At 70.3% G+C, this 16,266-nt stretch carries 14 protein-coding genes; 9 read left to right on the forward strand and 5 right to left on the reverse strand.

Annotated elements, in window-relative coordinates; translation table 11 throughout:
• Window positions 1–6: 6 nt before the first annotated feature.
• The 3 genes from ACZ5U5_RS09680 (at window position 7) to ACZ5U5_RS09690 (ending at window position 2,978) form a co-directional block, all read left to right on the forward strand.
• Window positions 7–204, forward strand: a complete 198-nt coding sequence (locus ACZ5U5_RS09680; RefSeq protein ID WP_451203820.1) for a MarR family transcriptional regulator — start codon at window positions 7–9, stop codon at window positions 202–204.
• Window positions 205–337: 133 nt separating this feature from the next.
• Window positions 338–658 carry a heavy-metal-associated domain-containing protein gene (locus ACZ5U5_RS09685; protein WP_365816812.1) on the forward strand — a complete coding sequence of 107 codons (321 nt, stop codon included), beginning with the start codon at window positions 338–340 and terminating at the stop codon, window positions 656–658.
• 82 nt (window positions 659–740) lie between these two features.
• Window positions 741–2,978: a heavy metal translocating P-type ATPase gene (locus ACZ5U5_RS09690; RefSeq protein WP_469018634.1), complete on the forward strand. Its 2,238-nt coding sequence runs from the start codon at window positions 741–743 to the stop codon at window positions 2,976–2,978.
• Window positions 2,979–3,411: 433 nt separating this feature from the next.
• Here the strand turns inward: ACZ5U5_RS09690 and ACZ5U5_RS09695 are convergent, their stop codons facing one another.
• On the reverse strand, window positions 3,412–4,704 hold the full coding sequence (locus ACZ5U5_RS09695; RefSeq protein ID WP_363211302.1) for a citrate synthase: 1,293 nt from the start codon (window positions 4,702–4,704) through the stop codon (window positions 3,412–3,414).
• 197 nt (window positions 4,705–4,901) lie between these two features.
• Window positions 4,902–7,154 (reverse strand): SF1B family DNA helicase RecD2, encoded by a 2,253-nt coding sequence (gene recD2 / locus ACZ5U5_RS09700; RefSeq protein WP_469018637.1) that lies wholly within the window; start codon window positions 7,152–7,154, stop codon window positions 4,902–4,904.
• Window positions 7,155–7,434: 280 nt separating this feature from the next.
• Here recD2 and ACZ5U5_RS09705 point away from each other — a divergent pair, with 280 nt between their 5' ends.
• Entirely contained in the window at window positions 7,435–7,968 is a 534-nt protein-coding gene (locus tag ACZ5U5_RS09705; RefSeq protein WP_469018639.1) for a DUF937 domain-containing protein, read from the forward strand.
• A 219-nt stretch (window positions 7,969–8,187) separates the two neighbouring features.
• On the opposite strand, the gene ACZ5U5_RS09710 is transcribed toward ACZ5U5_RS09705, so the two are convergent.
• Genes ACZ5U5_RS09710 through ACZ5U5_RS09720 form a run of 3 tightly spaced genes read right to left on the reverse strand, consistent with a single transcriptional unit; the run spans window position 8,188 to window position 11,368 of the window.
• Entirely contained in the window at window positions 8,188–9,051 is an 864-nt protein-coding gene (locus ACZ5U5_RS09710; protein ID WP_469018642.1) for a sugar phosphate isomerase/epimerase family protein, read from the reverse strand.
• Window positions 9,048–10,205, reverse strand: coding sequence for a dihydrodipicolinate synthase family protein (locus ACZ5U5_RS09715; RefSeq protein ID WP_469018645.1), 1,158 nt, complete (start codon window positions 10,203–10,205; stop codon window positions 9,048–9,050). The genes ACZ5U5_RS09710 and ACZ5U5_RS09715 overlap by 4 nt, the downstream gene beginning before the upstream one ends.
• Entirely contained in the window at window positions 10,202–11,368 is a 1,167-nt protein-coding gene (locus ACZ5U5_RS09720; protein ID WP_469018647.1) for a Gfo/Idh/MocA family protein, read from the reverse strand. Before ACZ5U5_RS09720 ends, ACZ5U5_RS09715 begins: the two co-directional genes overlap by 4 nt.
• Before the next feature lie 122 nt (window positions 11,369–11,490).
• On the opposite strand from ACZ5U5_RS09720, the gene ACZ5U5_RS09725 reads away from it, so the two are divergent.
• The 5 genes from ACZ5U5_RS09725 (at window position 11,491) to ACZ5U5_RS09745 (ending at window position 16,120) form a co-directional block, all read left to right on the forward strand.
• Window positions 11,491–12,549 (forward strand): LacI family DNA-binding transcriptional regulator, encoded by a 1,059-nt coding sequence (locus tag ACZ5U5_RS09725; RefSeq protein WP_469018650.1) that lies wholly within the window; start codon window positions 11,491–11,493, stop codon window positions 12,547–12,549.
• 41 nt (window positions 12,550–12,590) lie between these two features.
• Complete coding sequence (locus tag ACZ5U5_RS09730; RefSeq protein ID WP_469018653.1) at window positions 12,591–13,163, forward strand: Uma2 family endonuclease; 573 nt, start codon at window positions 12,591–12,593, stop codon at window positions 13,161–13,163.
• 120 nt (window positions 13,164–13,283) lie between these two features.
• Window positions 13,284–14,231 (forward strand): bifunctional helix-turn-helix transcriptional regulator/GNAT family N-acetyltransferase, encoded by a 948-nt coding sequence (locus ACZ5U5_RS09735; protein WP_469018656.1) that lies wholly within the window; start codon window positions 13,284–13,286, stop codon window positions 14,229–14,231.
• Window positions 14,228–15,031, forward strand: a complete 804-nt coding sequence (locus tag ACZ5U5_RS09740) for a sugar phosphate isomerase/epimerase family protein (RefSeq protein WP_469018659.1) — start codon at window positions 14,228–14,230, stop codon at window positions 15,029–15,031. Before ACZ5U5_RS09735 ends, ACZ5U5_RS09740 begins: the two co-directional genes overlap by 4 nt.
• Window positions 15,032–15,193: 162 nt before the next feature.
• Window positions 15,194–16,120, forward strand: a complete 927-nt coding sequence (locus tag ACZ5U5_RS09745) for a LysR family transcriptional regulator (RefSeq protein ID WP_469018662.1) — start codon at window positions 15,194–15,196, stop codon at window positions 16,118–16,120.
• The last annotated feature ends 146 nt before the right edge of the window (window positions 16,121–16,266 follow it).

Raw genomic sequence — 16,266 nt, forward strand, 5'->3', positions numbered from 1 at the left:
CCACTGATGACCGACCGCAAGCTCTGGTCCTACAAGGACATCGCCGCACACATCCGCGTGCAGCCCGACACCGTGCGCTCCTACCGCAAGCACGGCCTGCTTCCCGACCCCGACCACGTGGAGTCCGGAAAGCCCTACTGGTACGCGGACACCATCCGCGCCTGGGTCGCCGCGAGGCCCGGCAACCGCGGGCGCAGAGACTGACCTTGAGGTGTACCCCCTAGGGGTATACAGTGGTGAGTGTCAGGAGGCCTCCGGGAACACCGGGACAACTCCTGCACATTACGACGCATATACAGGCACGCACACACGCCGCACCCTCATCGAGGAGAACGACATGAGCGCCCAGACCGAGCTCCCGCAGGCCGAGACCACCGGCTCCTGCTGCTCCCCCAGCGGTTCCTGCCACTCCGACGGCGCCGCCGGGACGCCGCAGGGCGCCGTGACGACGGTGTACGAGGTGACCGGCATGACCTGTGGTCACTGCGAGGGCGCCGTCAGCGAGGAGATCTCGGAGATCGCCGGCGTCAGCTCCGTCAAGGCGGTGGCCGCCACCGGCCTGGTGACCGTGGTCTCCGAGGCCCCGCTCGACGAGGCCGCGGTCCGCGCCGCGGTCGACGAGGCGGGCTACGAACTCGCCGGTGTCAGCAAGGCCTGACCCACCCCCTGCCGGGTACCCCGGGCCCTGTGACACCGTCGCAGGGCCCGCAGCCGCTTCACCCCAGCCGCATGAAAGAGCCATGAACGAAGTCGAACTCGCCGTCGGCGGAATGACCTGCGCCTCCTGTTCCGCCCGTATCGAGAAAAAGCTGAACCGCGTGGAGGGCGTGACCGCGTCGGTCAACCTCGCCACGGAGAAGGCGAAGGTCTCGTACGCGGAAGGGGTCGAGGTCGGGCAGCTGATCGCGACGGTCGAGAAACTGGGCTACAGCGCGGCGGAGATCGTCCCGGCTCCCCCTGAGCCGGAGGCTCCCGCGACCACCGCGGACATCACCGAGCCGGACACCCTGCGCCAGCGGCTCATCGGCTCGGCGGTGCTCTCGCTGCCGGTCGTCCTGCTCGCGATGGTCCCCTCCCTCCAGTTCGACAACTGGCAGTGGCTCTCGCTGACGCTGGCCGCGCCGGTCGTCGTCTGGGGCGGATACCCCTTCCACCGTGCCGCGTTCACGAACCTGCGGCACGGCGCCGCGACCATGGACACGCTGGTGTCGGTGGGCACGCTCGCCGCGTTCGGCTGGTCGCTGTGGGCGCTCTTCCTCGGCGACGCGGGGATGCCGGGGATGCGGCACGGCTTCGAGTTCACCGTCTCGCGTGCCGACGCCGCCTCGACCCTCTATCTCGAAGTCGCCGCGGGCGTCATCACGTTCATCCTGCTCGGGCGCTGGCTGGAGGCCCGCTCGAAGCGGAAGGCGGGCGCGGCCCTGCGCACGCTGCTCGAACTGGGCGCCAAGGACGCGGCCGTACTGCGCGACGGCACCGAGGTCCGCACGCCCGTCGCGCGTCTTGTGGTCGGCGACCGGTTCGTCGTACGCCCCGGGGAGACCGTCGCGACCGACGGCACCGTCGTCGACGGCGCGTCCGCGGTCGACGCCTCGATGCTGACCGGCGAGTCCGTCCCGGTGGACGTGGCCGCGGGCGACGCGGTGACCGGGGCGACCACCAACGTCTCGGGGCGGCTCGTCGTCGAGGCGACGCGCGTCGGCTCCGACACCCAACTGGCCAGGATGGCGAAGCTCGTCGAGGACGCGCAGACCGGCAAGGCCCAGGTGCAGCGCCTGGCCGACCGGATAGCGGGGATCTTCGTGCCGGTGGTCCTGATGATCGCCACCGCGACGCTCGGCGGCTGGCTCGGCGCCACCGGCGACGTGACCGCCGCCTTCACCGCGGCCGTCGCCGTCCTGATCATCGCCTGCCCGTGCGCCCTCGGCCTCGCGACCCCGACCGCCCTGATGGTCGGCACGGGGCGGGGCGCGCAGCTCGGCATCCTCATCAAGGGCCCTGAAGTCCTGGAGTCCACGCGGCGGGTGGACACGATCGTCCTGGACAAGACCGGGACGGTGACGACGGGCCGCATGACCCTGCGGGACGTGTACGCCACCGGGGAGACCGAGGAGAAGCAGTTGCTGCGGCTCGCGGGGGCCCTGGAGCACGCCTCCGAGCACCCCGTGGCACGAGCCGTCGCCGCGGGTGCCGCCGCGGAGTTGGGGCTCTCGGTGGGCGCGCTGCCGGCCGTGGAGGGCTTCGAGAACGTCGCGGGGTCGGGCGTGCGCGGCACGGTGGACGGGCATGTGGTGCTCGCGGGCCGTGAACGGCTCCTGGCGGACGCGGGAGTCACGGGACTCGCCTCAGTGGCCTCGCTCAGGGCGGAGGCCGAGGCGGCGGGCCGTACGGCCGTCCTGGTGGCCTGGGACGGCGTGGCGCGCGGTGTCCTCGCCGTCGCCGACACCGTCAAGGACACCAGCGCCGACGCGGTGCGTGAGCTGCGTGCCCTGGGTCTGTCGCCGGTGCTGCTCACCGGCGACAACCGCGCCGTGGCCCGGGCGGTGGCCAAGTCCGTGGGCATCGAGCCGGATGCCGTGTACGCCGAGGTGCTGCCCGAGGACAAGGTCGACGTCGTGCGGCGACTGCGGGACGAGGGCAAGGTCGTCGCGATGGTCGGGGACGGGGTGAACGACGCCGCCGCGCTCGCCACCGCCGATCTGGGCCTCGCGATGGGCACCGGCACGGACGCGGCCATCGAGGCGAGTGATCTGACGCTGGTGCGCGGGGACTTGCGCGGGGCGGCCGACGCGATCAGGCTCTCCCGTAAGACCCTCGCCACGATCAAGGGCAATCTGTTCTGGGCCTTCGGTTACAACGTCGCCGCGCTGCCGCTCGCCGCCGCCGGGCTCCTGAATCCGATGATCGCCGGGGCCGCGATGGCATTTTCCTCGGTCTTTGTTGTCACCAATAGCCTCCGCCTCAGGAACTTCACATAAGCTCTTCACATCTTGGTCGCAGCATTCTCACGCCTGAGTCTCGATCGGCATATCGGGCCTCTTGCGCATGTACAGGACATATGCAGGAGACGCAGATCACAGCGATCCCAACGTAACCATTCGGGGGGCTCGTGAGTCTAAGAGGACGATGCCAGGGACGTCTTGGGGGACGTCTCTAGACATCGGGGACATCTTGGGGGATGTTCCTAGGAATGCGTTGGCCGGGACACGTGCACCGGGGAGCTTTGAGCGGCCCTCCCGATCCGTACGGGTCCCGGCAGATCGCAGCACGACTGGCGCGCTGCCACCACAGACGCCCGGCCGGATCCCGTGGGGGGAATCCGCACCGGGAAACAGGAAAGCGCCCCGACCGTCGACCCGTGGGGGGATCGACGGCGGGGCGCTTTTCGCTTGGCCCGGCGGCCTCGATTGGTCAGCGGCCCTCGACCGGGACGAAGTCCCGGAGAACCTCGCCGGTGTAGATCTGGCGCGGGCGCCCGATGCGGGATCCCGGCTCCTTGATCATCTCGTGCCACTGGGCGATCCAGCCCGGCAGCCGGCCCAGCGCGAAGAGCACCGTGAACATCTCGGTCGGGAAGCCCATCGCGCGGTAGATCAGACCCGTGTAGAAGTCCACGTTCGGGTAGAGCTTGCGCTCGACGAAGTAGTCGTCGGCCAGCGCGTGCTCTTCGAGCTTCAGCGCGATGTCAAGGAGCTCGTCGTCCTTGCCGAGAGCCGAGAGGACGTCGTGCGCCGCCGCCTTGATGATCTTCGCCCGGGGGTCGAAGTTCTTGTAGACGCGGTGCCCGAAGCCCATGAGCTTCACGCCGTCTTCCTTGTTCTTCACCTTGCGGATGAAGTTGTCGACGTCGCCGCCGTCCTGCTTGATGCCCTCGAGCATCTCCAGGACGGACTGGTTGGCGCCACCGTGCAGCGGGCCCCACAGGGCCGAGATGCCGGCGGAGATCGAGGCGAACATGTTCGCCTGCGACGAGCCCACCAGACGCACGGTGGAGGTCGAACAGTTCTGCTCGTGGTCCGCGTGCAGGATCAGGAGCTTGTCCAGCGCGGAGACGACGACCGGGTCCAGGTCGTACTCGGCGGCCGGCACCGAGAAGGTCATGCGCAGGAAGTTCTCGACGTAGCCGAGGTCGTTGCGCGGGTAGACGACCGGGTGGCCCACGGACTTCTTGTAGGCGTACGCCGCGATCGTCGGAAGCTTGGCGAGCAGGCGGATCGTCGAGAGGTCGCGCTGCTCCTCGTCGAACGGGTTGTGACTGTCCTGGTAGAACGTCGACAGCGCGCTGACCACGGACGACAGCATCGCCATCGGGTGGGCGTCACGCGGGAAGCCGTCGTAGAACCGCTTGACGTCCTCGTGCAGCAGCGTGTGCTGCGTGATGTCGTTCTTGAAGCTGGCGAGCTCGTCGACCTTCGGCAGTTCGCCGTTGATCAGCAGGTACGCCACCTCGGTGAAGGTGGAGCGCTCGGCCAGCTGCTCGATCGGGTATCCGCGGTACCGGAGGATGCCCTGCTCGCCGTCGAGGTAGGTGATGGCGGATTTATAGGCGGCGGTGTTGCCATAGCCGCTGTCCAGGGTCACCAGACCGGTCTGGGCGCGGAGCTTCCCGATGTCGAAGCCCTTGTCGCCGACAGTTGAGTCGATCACCGGGTAGGTGTACTCGTCGCCATCGCCGTACCGCAGTACTACAGAGTTGTCGCTCACGTCATCCCTCACCGACGTTGTGCCTCTTCTTCGAGGTGCCCTGACTGTCTCTACCATCCCCCATTTGGCCCTGGAGAGTGCACTCGGGGTCGACCATTGGGCCTATTGGCGGCACTGAGTGCCGCCAACCTACTCATCCTGCCCCCTGTGCCCCGGTTGCGGAAGTGCTCTGTGACCTTTCCTACTCGTTTGATCGATCAAAACTTCCCACGGCCTCCGGCGAGCCGGAAATCCAGGGCCGTACAGCGTCTGCCCGCGGAGACCGTGCGCACCGCTTGCCCCAGAGCCTTGCGCGAACCGACCAGGACGACCAGCTTCTTGGCGCGGGTGACCGCCGTGTAGAGCAGATTCCGCTGGAGCATCATCCACGCGCCCGTGGTCACGGGGATCACCACCGCCGGGTACTCGCTGCCCTGGGAGCGATGGATCGTGACCGCGTACGCGTGCGCCAGTTCGTCCAGTTCGTCGAAGTCGTACGCGATCTCCTCGTCCTCGTCCGTAAGGACCGTGAGCCGCTGCTCATCGGAGTCGAGCGAGGTGACTACTCCGACGGTGCCATTGAAGACGCCGTTCTGCCCCTTCTCGTAGTTGTTGCGGATCTGGGTGACCTTGTCGCCGACGCGGAACACCCGGCCGCCGAAACGCTTCTCCGGTACGTCCGGTCTGCTGGGGGTGATGGCCTGCTGGAGCAGGCCGTTCAGGTTCCCCGCGCCCGCGGGGCCGCGGTGCATGGGCGCGAGCACCTGGACGTCGCGGCGCGGGTCGAGGCCGAACTTCGCCGGGATGCGGCGCGCGGCCACGTCCACCGTGACCCGGCCCGCGTCCTCGGTCTCGTCCTCCACGAAGAGGAAGAAGTCCGAGAGCCCCTGGGTGATGGGCGGCACCCCGGAGTTGATGCGGTGGGCGTTCGTGACGACGCCGGACTGCTTGGCCTGGCGGAAGATGTGGGTGAGCCGGACCGCGGGGACGGGGCTCCGCTCGCTGAGCATGTCCCGCAGCACCTCGCCGGCGCCGACGCTCGGCAGCTGGTCCACGTCCCCGACGAACAGGAGGTGGGCGCCGGGGGCGACGGCTTTCGCCAGCTTGTTGGCGAGCAGCAGGTCCAGCATGGACGCCTCGTCGACCACGACGAGGTCGGCGTCGAGCGGGCGGTCCTTGTCGTAGGCGGCGTCTCCTCCCGGCTTCAGCTCCAGGAGGCGGTGGACGGTGGAGGCCTCGGCGCCGGTGAGCTCGGCGAGGCGTTTGGCGGCACGGCCCGTGGGGGCGGCGAGGACGACCTTGGCCTTCTTGGCGCGGGCCAGCTCCACGATGGACCTCACCGTGAAGGACTTTCCACAGCCGGGGCCTCCGGTGAGGACGGCGACCTTCTGCGTCAGCGCGAGCCTGACCGCCTCCTCCTGCTCGGGGGCGAGGTCGGCCCCCGTACGGGTGGCGAGCCAGGACAGGGCCTTGTCCCAGGCCACGTCCCGGAAGGCCGGCATGCGGTCCTCCGGGGTCTTGAGGAGGCGCAGGAGCTGGGCGGAGAGGGAGAGTTCCGCGCGGTGGAAGGGGACCAGGTAGACCGCCGTGACGTCGCCTTCGCCCTCGGAGCCGCCGTCGGGTCCCGGAACCGTCTCGCGTACGACGCCTTCGTCCTCCGTGGCCAGCTCCGCCAGGCAGTCGATCACCAGGCCCATGTCCACCTGGAGCAGCTTCACCGCGTCGGCGATGAGGCGCTCCTCCGGGAGGAAGCAGTTGCCCTGGTCGGTGGACTGGGACAGTGCGTACTGCAGGCCGGCCTTGACCCGTTCCGGGCTGTCGTGCGGGATGCCGACGGACTGGGCGATGCGGTCCGCGGTGAGGAAGCCGATGCCCCAGACGTCGGCGGCGAGGCGGTAGGGCTCGTTCCGCACTATGGAGATCGAGGCGTCCGCGTACTTCTTGTAGATGCGGACGGCGATGGAGGTGGACACGCCCACGCCCTGCAGGAAGACCATGACTTCCTTGATGGCCTTCTGCTCCTCCCAGGCCGCCGCGATCATCTTGGTCCGTTTGGGGCCGAGGCCCGGGACCTCGACGAGGCGCTTGGGCTCCTGCTCGATGATGTCGAGGGTGTCCACGCCGAAGTGGGTGGTGATGCGGTCGGCCATGACGGGGCCGATGCCCTTGATGAGGCCCGAGCCCAGATAGCGGCGGATGCCCTGGATGGTGGCGGGGAGGATGGTGGTGTAGTTCTCCACCGTGAACTGCTTGCCGTACTGGGCGTGGGAGCCCCAGCGGCCCTCCATGCGGAGGGACTCTCCCACCTGGGCGCCGAGCAGTGCGCCCACGACGGTGAGGAGGTCGCCGCCGCCGCGGCCGGTGTCCACGCGGGCGACCGTGTACCCGTTCTCCTCGTTGGCGTACGTGATCCGCTCCAGGACGCCCTCGACCACCGCCGAAGCGGCCGCTGCTTTGGCTGGACTCGACATGGGCCGACGCTATCGCCAGGCACTGACAGCGTGCGAAGCCTGTGGACAACTCCGCGGCTGCCGGGCAGTGGTGGTGGCCGCAGCTTCGAGGGGGCCCGGTCTCCCGACCGGGCCCCCTCGGGTCTCCCCTCCCCTGTCAGAACTCCGCTGATCCCCCCAGATCTCCCCCCACGGAAGTCCCGACGCACAGTACGACCCGCGTCGGGCGGGAAGGGTTGTACGGGCAGGACGAAGAATTTTCGGGGTGCCGACGAAGTCGGGCAGACGTAACTTTTAACGCATGAGCGAAGAATCTCCCGAAAACTCCACGCCCGAGACCTCGCTGGAGAAGGACGTCCTCGACGAACTCGGCGACGACAGGCTCCAGGAGATCGCGGGGCTCCTCGGTACGGACGCCGCGGGGGCGCAGGACGTGGTGGGCACCACGGTGACCGCGCTCTCGGGGAACCTTCAGGAGAAGGCGGAGGATCCCGCGGAGGCGGCGGAGGTCGAGCAGGCGCTCGCCGAGACGGCGCCCGCTGAACCTCCTCCGCAGGGGATCGCCGGGTTCGGGGGCTTCGGCGGTCTCGCGGCGGGCGGGATGCTGTCCGGGGTCCTTGCGAAGATGAGCAGGCCGTTGGCGGCCGCGGTGGCGAAGAAGACGGGGTTGCCCGCGGCTTCCGTGACCCGGGTGATCGAACTCCTGATCCCGGTGCTCCTGACGGTGCTGACGAAGCGGGCCCGGAAGTCGCCGAAGCCGGGCGCCACGGGTTCCCCCGGGGGCGGCGGCATCGGCGACCTCCTGAACCAGATCCTGGGCGGCAAGAAGCGGTAGCCCTGCGGGCTTTGGCGGTGCTGCGGGGCTGGTCGCGTCCGGGGGGCGCCGTGCATTCACCGGTGCGCCCCGAGGGCCCCCGGAGCGCGGTTCGCTGTACTCCGGGCCCGAAGCAGCACACCGGCCACCGGACGACGGCGAGGACGGCCATAACGGCGCGGCCCGGCCCCACACACACGGACCGGCCGGTCCCGCAACCCGCAGCAACCGAGGCCCGGTTCAGCAGGCGTGGCGTACGTACTCCGTGGCCGTTTCCGCGAGGAGTTCGCGCCCGTCCCCCGACCACAGGGTGTCGTTGAAGAGTTCCACCTCGATGGGGCCCTCGTAACCCGCCTTCTCCACCAGGGCGCGCCACGACCGCAGGTCGACCGACCCCTGCCCCAGCTGGCCACGCCCGTTCAGGACGCCCTCCGGCAACGGAGTCACCCAGTCCGCCAGTTGGAACGCGTACAGGCGCCCGCCCCGCCCCGCGCGGTCGATCTGCGCGGGAGCCGTGTCGTCCCACCACACGTGGTACGTGTCGACGCAGACCCCGACCTGCGAAGCCGGAAACCGCTCCGCCAGGTCCAGCGCCTGGGCCAGCGTGGAGACCACGCAGCGGTCCGAGGCGAACATGGGGTGCAGGGGCTCGATGGCCAGGCGGACCCCGCGAGACGCCGCGTACGGAGCGAGCTCCGCCAGGGCCTCGGCGATCCGCGAACGGGCCCCGTGCAGGTCCTTGCTGCCGGCGGGCAAGCCGCCGGAGACCAGGACGAGCGTGTCCGTGCCGAGAGTCGCGGCCTCGTCGATCGCCGCCTTGTTGTCGTCGACGGCCGCCACGCGCGCGTGCGGTTCGACGGCCGTCAGGAAACCGCCGCGGCAGAGCGTGGTCACCGTCAGACCCGCGTCGCGCATCAGCTTGGCGGTCGCCTCGAGACCGTACGCCTGGACCGGCTCCCGCCAGAGACCGACCCCGGGGACGCCCAAGTCCGTGCAGGCGGCAACCAGTTCCGGCAGCGACAGCTGCTTGACGGTCATCTGGTTGATGGAGAACCGCGCCAGGTCGCCGCTCCCGGTCCCGGTTCCGCTCCCGATCACGCTCATTGCTGGACTCCGTACGTGGTGAGCAGGGATTTCATGCGGGACTCGGCCAGGGCCGGGTCCGGGAACAGGCCGAGCCCGTCCGCCAGTTCGTAGGCGCGGGTCAGGTGCGGCAGCGAACGGGCCGACTGCAGGCCGCCCACCATCGTGAAGTGGCTCTGGTGGCCCGCCAGCCACGCCAGGAAGACCACTCCCGTCTTGTAGAAGCGGGTGGGCGTCTGGAAGAGGTGGCGGGACAGTTCGACCGTGGGGTCGAGACAGGCGCGGAACCCCTTCGTGTCACCGGTGTCCAGCAGGCGTACCGCCCTCGCGGCCAGCGGCGCCAGCGGGTCGAAGATGCCGAGCAGGGCGTGGCTGAAGCCCCGGTCGTCGCCCGCGATCAGTTCGGGGTAGTTGAAGTCGTCGCCCGTGTAGCAGCGGACGCCGTCCGGGAGGCGGCGGCGCAGGGCGATCTCGCGCCCCGGGTCGAGCAGGGAGATCTTGATGCCGTCGACCTTGTCCGGATGCGCGGCGATGACCTCCAGGAAGGTCTCGGTCGCCGCGTCCAGATCCTCGCTGCCCCAGTAGCCGGTGAGCGCCGGGTCGAACATCGGGCCGAGCCAGTGCAGGATCACCGGCTCGCTCGCCTGGCGCAGGAGGTGGCCGTACGTCTCCAGGTAGTCGTCCGGCGACTGCGCCACCGCCGCGAGCGCCCTCGACGCCATCAGGATCACCTGGGCGCCGCTCGACTCGACCAGGGTCAGCTGTTCCTCGTAGGCCCCGCGGACCGTCAGGAGGTCCGCGGGGCCGGTCAGTTGATCCGTGCCCGCGCCGCAGGCGATCGCGCCGCCCACCGACCTCGCCTCCGCCGCGGAGCGCGTGATCAGTTCCGCCGCGCCCTTGAAGTCCAGGCCCATCCCCCGCTGCGCCGTGTCCATCGCCTCGGCCACGCCCAGGCCCTGCGCCCACAGGTGGCGGCGGAAGGCGAGGGTCGCGTCCCAGTCGACGGCCGCCGGGGAGTCCGGGGACACGTCGGCGCAGGGGTCCGCGACCACGTGGGCCGCCGAGAAGACCGTGCGGGAGGTGAGCGGGGAGGTGCCGGCGTCAGCGGGCAGAGGGGCGCGGCCCGGTCCGTACGCGTACGTCGTGCCGTCCGGCCGCGGCAGCAGAAGCGTCACTGTGCGATCTCCGGCACCTCGATGCGGCGGCCCTCGGCCGAGGACTTCAGGCCCAGTTCGGCGAGCTGTACGCCGCGCGCGCCCGCGTGCAGGTCCCAGTGGTAGGGCGCGTCCGCGTACACGTGCTTCAGGAAGAGCTCCCACTGCGCCTTGAAGCCGTTGTCGAACTCCTGGTTGTCGGGGACCTCCTGCCACTGGTCGCGGAACGAGTGGGTGACCGGCAGGTCCGGGTTCCAGACCGGCTTGGGGGTGTTGCTCCGGTGCTGTACGCGGCAGTTGCGCAGGCCCGCGACCGCCGATCCCTCCGTGCCGTCCACCTGGAACTCGACGAGTTCGTCGCGGTTCACGCGGACCGTCCAGGAGGAGTTGATCTGGGCGATCGCGCCGCCTTCGAGCTCGAAGATGCCGTACGCGGCGTCGTCCGCCGTCGCGTCGTACGGCTTGTCCCGCTCGTCCCAGCGCTGCGGTACGTGCGTCACGGCGAGCGCCTGGACGCTGCGTACGCGGCCGAACAGCTCGTGCAGGACGTACTCCCAGTGCGGGAACATGTCGACGACGATGCCGCCGCCGTCCTCCGCGCGGTAGTTCCAGGAGGGGCGCTGGGCGCTCTGCCAGTCGCCCTCGAAGACCCAGTAGCCGAACTCGCCCCGGATGGACAGGATCTTGCCGAAGAAGCCGCCGTCGATGAGGCGCTTCAGCTTGAGCAGTCCCGGCAGAAAGAGCTTGTCCTGGACCACGCCGTGCTTGATGCCGGCGGACTGGGCGAGGCGAGCGAGATCGAGGGCCCCGGCGAGGCCCGTCGCGGACGGCTTCTCGGTGTAGATGTGCTTGCCCGCGGCGATGGCCCGCTTGATGGCTTCCTCGCGCGCGGAGGTGACCTGCGCGTCGAAGTAGATGTCGATGGCGGGGTCGGCGAGGACGGCGTCCAGGTCGGTCGAGACGGCCTTCTCGGCGTCAAGTCCGTGGCGCTCCGCGATCTCCCGCAGGGCGTGTTCCCTGCGGCCCACCAGGACCGGCTCGGGCCACAGCACCGTGTTGTCGGCGTCACCGAGGGGGAGCCCGCCCTGCTCGCGCAGGGCCAGCAGCGAGCGGACGAGGTGCTGGCGGTAGCCCATCCGTCCCGTCACACCGTTCATGGCGATGCGCACCGTCTTGCGAGTCACAGGGGGTCCCTCCGTACGCAGGTAAGCGTATAGCAAGCGCTTTCTATACGAGAAGAAGCTAGCCTGCCGCACAAGGTTCGGACAAGGGCTTCGGACCAGAGCCGTGACCGGAGGACGACGAGATGACCGTGACCCTGGCCGATGTGGCGGCCCGCGCCCAGGTCTCCCCCGCGACCGTCTCCCGCGTGCTGAACGGCAACTACCCCGTGGCCGCGGCCACCCGGGAGCGCGTCCTGCGGGCCGTGAACGACCTCGACTACGTCCTCAACGGGCCCGCGAGCTCGCTCGCCGCCGCCACGTCCGACCTGGTCGGCATCCTGGTGAACGACATCGCCGACCCCTTCTTCGGGATCATGGCGGGCGCCGTCCAGTCCGAGATCGGCGGTCCCGGCGGGCGCGCCGGCGGCGAGCGCATGGCCGTGGTCTGCAACACCGGGGGCTCACCGGAGCGCGAGCTGACCTATCTGACCCTGCTGCAGCGCCAGCGTGCCGCCGCGGTCGTCCTGACCGGCGGCGCCCTGGAGGACCCCGCGCACGCCGCCGCGATGTCCGCGAAGCTGGCACGCCTCGCGGACGCGGGCACCCGGATCGTGCTCTGCGGCCGGCCGCCCCTCGCGGACTCGGACGCGGTGGCGGCCACGCTCACCTTCGACAACCGCAGCGGCGGGCGGCGGCTCACGGAGCATCTGCTGACCCTTGGACACCGCAGGATCGGGTACGTCGCGGGCCCGATGGAGCGGACGACCACCCGGCACCGCCTGGAGGGCCACCGGGCCGCGCTCGCGGCGTCGGACACGGGCAAGGGCGACCAGGACGAACTGACCGTCCACGGCCCTTACACCCGCCGCTCCGGCTACGAGGCGACCCTCGAACTCCTGCGCCGCGAACCGGATTTGACGGCCATCGTGGCCGCCAACGACACGGTCGCCCTCGGCGCGTCGGCCGCCCTGCGCGACCAGGGCCTGCGCATCCCCCAGGACATCTCGGTGGCCGGCTTCGACGACCTGCCCTTCGCGATCGACGCCGTCCCCGCACTGACGACCGTACGGCTGCCGCTGCACGAGGCGGGCGCCCGAGCGGGCCGCCTGGCCACCGGCGCGGAGGAGGCCCCGCCCGGGGGCGTGGCGACGATCGGGGCGGAGCTGATGGTGCGGGGGTCCACGGCGCCGCCGTGTCGGTGAGGCCCCGATGTCGTTGACATCATCGGGAAAAGGAGGCTCATATGGCAGTCATGGTCATGGATGCACCCAGCGCCTGGGACGTACTGGACGGCGTCAACCTTCCCCGCGGTTACCGCGTCGAGATCACCGAGGGGAAGATCATCATGACACCGCAAGGTGAGTACCAGTGGAAAGTCATCCTCAAGGCGGCCCCTCAGATTGAGCAACAACTCGCCGCTCACGGTGACATCCTCTCGGACGTCATGATCGATTTCCCGTCCAGCCAGTACGGCTACGCACCAGACCTGGCGATCGTCGCCCCCGGATCCGAGCGCAACAGCCGAGGCCGCTTCGAGTGGCACAGCCTGGAGGCGGTCGTCGAGGTCGTCTCACGGAGCAGCCGGGACAACGACTTCGCCAAGAAGTTCCACCTCTACGCGGAATGCGGCATCCCGCTGTACGTGGTCATCGATCCCGAGGACGGGGTCTGCACCGTCCACCGCGGCCCGACCAGGACCGGGAGATACGAGGACGAGGCCAAGATCCCCTTCGGCCAGGACCTCGTACTGCCCCTCCAGGGACGCGACATCACCATCACCACCGACGGCTTTCCGAAGGCTGGGGAGCTGGGCTGAGCGGGGCCCTTCGCTTGGCGGAGTTCGCCCCCGGCGAGGCATGGCGGTCATGGGTGTGACAGGCGTACCGTTGACTCAGTCAAGGGTAATTCGCCTCGGTGCCCCCTGGAGTGATCCACGATGCTGCACGCGCCCGCCACGCCCGTCCAGGAGATCCGCGCCTTCAACCGCTTCTACACGAACCTGATCGGCGCCCTCGACTACAGCCGTCAGCTGTACGTCCCTTACACCCTCACCGAGGCCCGCGTCCTCTACGAGCTCAACCACGCTCGTCACCTCGACGCGGCCGACCTGCGCGCTGAACTCTGCCTGGACGCCGGGTACTTGAGTCGTCTGCTCGGCAAGCTGGAGAAGGCGGGGATCGTCGAGCGCGAGCCATCGGAGCGTGATCCGCGGCGCCAGCGCATCACGCTCACCGCACGGGGGCGCGAGACCGCCGCCCTGCTGGACGAGCGGTCGAGTGAGGCCGTCGGTTCACTGCTCTCGCAGGTTCCTGCCGCCCAGCGGCCCCGCCTCGCGTCCGCCCTGCGCACCGTGCGGGAGATCCTCGGCGACCGGGACGGAAAGGATCCCTCGCGCCCTTTCCTGCGCGAGCCCGGCCCCGGTGACCTCGGGTGGATCGTGCAGCGCAACGCCGCCCTGTACACGGCGGAGTACGGGTTCAACGCCGACTACGAGGGCCTGGTCGCCCGGATCATCGCCGACTACGCCGAGGACCACGACCCGCATCTGGAGCGGACGTGGATCGCCGAGCTCGACGGGCGGCCCGTGGGGTGCGTGATGTGCGTGCGCGACGACGCGCCCGGCACCGCCCGGCTGCGGCTCCTGCTCGTCGAGCCCGACGCGCGGGGCCATGGGATCGGTGACCAACTGGTGGGCGCCTGCGTCGAGTTCGCGCGCGGCGTGGGCTATCGCGAGATGGTCCTGTGGACCAACGACATTCTCGGCGCCGCCCGCTCCATCTACCAGAAGCACGGTTTCGTCCTCGTCGACGAGAAGCCGCACCGCTCCTTCGGCGTGGACCTCGTGGGGCAGGACTGGCAACTGCACCTAGGGTCTGCGACATGAAACTCGCCTTCTCCACCCTCGGCGTTCCCGGGCTCCCCCTCGCCGACGTGCTGAGCCTGGCCACCACCCACGGCTATCACGGCATCGAACTGCGCGCGCATCCCGAGGAACCGGTCCACCCTGGGATCGACCTCGCCGAACGGGCCGACGTGGCCGCGCAGTTCAAGGCCGCGGGCATCGAGATCCTCGGCATCTCCGGGTACGCGCGCGTCGCCGAGCCGGGCGACGACGGGCCCGTACTCGAAGAGATACATTCCCTGCTCACCCTCGCCCGCGACCTGGGCGCCCCCTTCGTCCGCGTCTTCCCCGGCGGCGGCACCGAGCAGAGCCCCGACGAGGCCGACGCGACGGCGGCACGACGCCTCGGCACCGCGGCCGAGTCCGCCGCGGACTTCGGCGTACGCATCCTGCTGGAGACGCACGACTCGCACCGCACCGGCGCCGCCGCGACCCGCGTGCTCGGCGCGGTCGGCCACCGAAACGCGGGCGCCCTGTGGGACGTGATGCACACCTGGCTCGGCGGCGAGTCCCCCACCGAGAGCCACGCGGCGCTCTCCCCGTACCTCGGCTACGTCCAGGTGAAGGACATCGCGTCGGCCGACGACACGACGCCGCTGGGTCTGGGCGAGGGCGTCCTGCCGCTCGCCGAGTGCGTGGAGGTGCTGCTCGGCGGAGAGCACCGGGACGGCTGGCTGTGCTGGGAGTACGAGAAGCGGTGGTACGAGGAGGCTAAGCCGCTGCCCGAACTCCTGGGCCAGGGAAGGGACTTCCTGTCCCGCCTCCTGAACCGCCACGCCTGACACCGGTACCGGCCGATCCCGAACCGCCACGCCTGACGCCGGACCCGGCCGATCCCGAACCGCCACGCCTGACGCCGGACCCGGCGCCTGAACCGCCAAGAAGCAAAGCCAAGCAAACCGAAGGCGCCGACGGACGTCGCCGCCCCCTGGGAAGGGCTTCCCGTGCTCGATCTCGCCCGGCTCCGCGCCCTGCACGCCGTCTCCGTGCACGGCACCGTCGGTGCCGCCGCCACCGCACTCGGCTACACCCCCTCCGCCGTGTCCCAGCAGATCGCCAAGCTGGAGCGCGAGACCCGCACCACCCTCCTCGAACGGCAGGGCAGGGGCGTGGCGCTCACCGAGGAGGCACGCCATCTCGCGTCCACCGCACAGGAGTTGATGGCCATCGTGGAGCGTGCCGAGACGGAGCTGGAGGAGCGGCGCGGGCTGCCCGCGGGGCGGCTGACCGTCGCCGCGTTCCCCTCCGCGGCGCGCGGTCTGCTGCCCGGCGTCCTCGCGGATCTGGCCCGGCGGCATCCCGCGCTCGACGCCCGCATGTCCGAGGTCGACCCGCATCTCTCCATCGACCTGGTGGCCAAGGGCGCGGTGGACATGGCGGTCGTGCACGACTGGGACATCGCGCCGCTGCCGACGCCACCCGGCGTCGAACAGGCCGTCATCGGGGACGACTCCTGCGATCTCGTGGTGCCCGCGGCGCACCCGCTCGCGGGGCAGCTCTCCGTACGCCGCGAGGACCTCAAGGGAGAGCGTTGGATCACCCAGCCGCCGGGGCTCATCTGCCACGAGTGGCTGGTGCGCACCCTGCGCGAGGCGGGCTGCGAGCCGGACATCGCGCACACGGCGGAGGAGAATCCCACCCTGGTCGCCCTGGTCGCGGCAGGGCTCGGCATCGCGCTCATCCCGCGCCTCGGCCGCGGCCCCGTCCCGGACGGCGCGGTCACCCTGCGGCTCGATCCGCTACCGGTGCGGCGGCTGTACGCGCTGTGGCGGACCGGGGCGTCGCGGCGCCCCGCGATCGCGGAGACGGTACGGACGCTGCAGAGCCACTGGGCCGAGGCGGCGCCCGGAAGAGAGGCCCCGGCCTCCTGAGCCTCAGGATTCCCCTGCGCACCTCTTTCCGGAAAACGCCTGCTGCGGGGAACCCGCCCGGACCGACCACCGTCAAACCGCCGTGCTGCCGGGTGAGTCTCCGCGAGGCGGTGTCGGCATCGCTGCTGGCTGCGAACGCTGACCAC

It is taken from the genome of Streptomyces sp. NPDC033177 (assembly GCF_055577715.1).

Coding starts and splice junctions, on each gene's coding strand:
- ACZ5U5_RS09680 (WP_451203820.1), top strand. CDS start 7: ATGACCGACCGCAAGCTCTGGTCCTACAAGGACATCGCCGCACACATC.
- ACZ5U5_RS09685 (WP_365816812.1), top strand. CDS start 338: ATGAGCGCCCAGACCGAGCTCCCGCAGGCCGAGACCACCGGCTCCTGC.
- ACZ5U5_RS09690 (WP_469018634.1), top strand. CDS start 741: ATGAACGAAGTCGAACTCGCCGTCGGCGGAATGACCTGCGCCTCCTGT.
- recD2 (WP_469018637.1), bottom strand. CDS start 7,154: ATGTCGAGTCCAGCCAAAGCAGCGGCCGCTTCGGCGGTGGTCGAGGGC.
- ACZ5U5_RS09705 (WP_469018639.1), top strand. CDS start 7,435: ATGAGCGAAGAATCTCCCGAAAACTCCACGCCCGAGACCTCGCTGGAG.
- ACZ5U5_RS09710 (WP_469018642.1), bottom strand. CDS start 9,051: ATGAGCGTGATCGGGAGCGGAACCGGGACCGGGAGCGGCGACCTGGCG.
- ACZ5U5_RS09725 (WP_469018650.1), top strand. CDS start 11,491: ATGACCGTGACCCTGGCCGATGTGGCGGCCCGCGCCCAGGTCTCCCCC.
- ACZ5U5_RS09730 (WP_469018653.1), top strand. CDS start 12,591: ATGGCAGTCATGGTCATGGATGCACCCAGCGCCTGGGACGTACTGGAC.
- ACZ5U5_RS09735 (WP_469018656.1), top strand. CDS start 13,284: ATGCTGCACGCGCCCGCCACGCCCGTCCAGGAGATCCGCGCCTTCAAC.
- ACZ5U5_RS09740 (WP_469018659.1), top strand. CDS start 14,228: ATGAAACTCGCCTTCTCCACCCTCGGCGTTCCCGGGCTCCCCCTCGCC.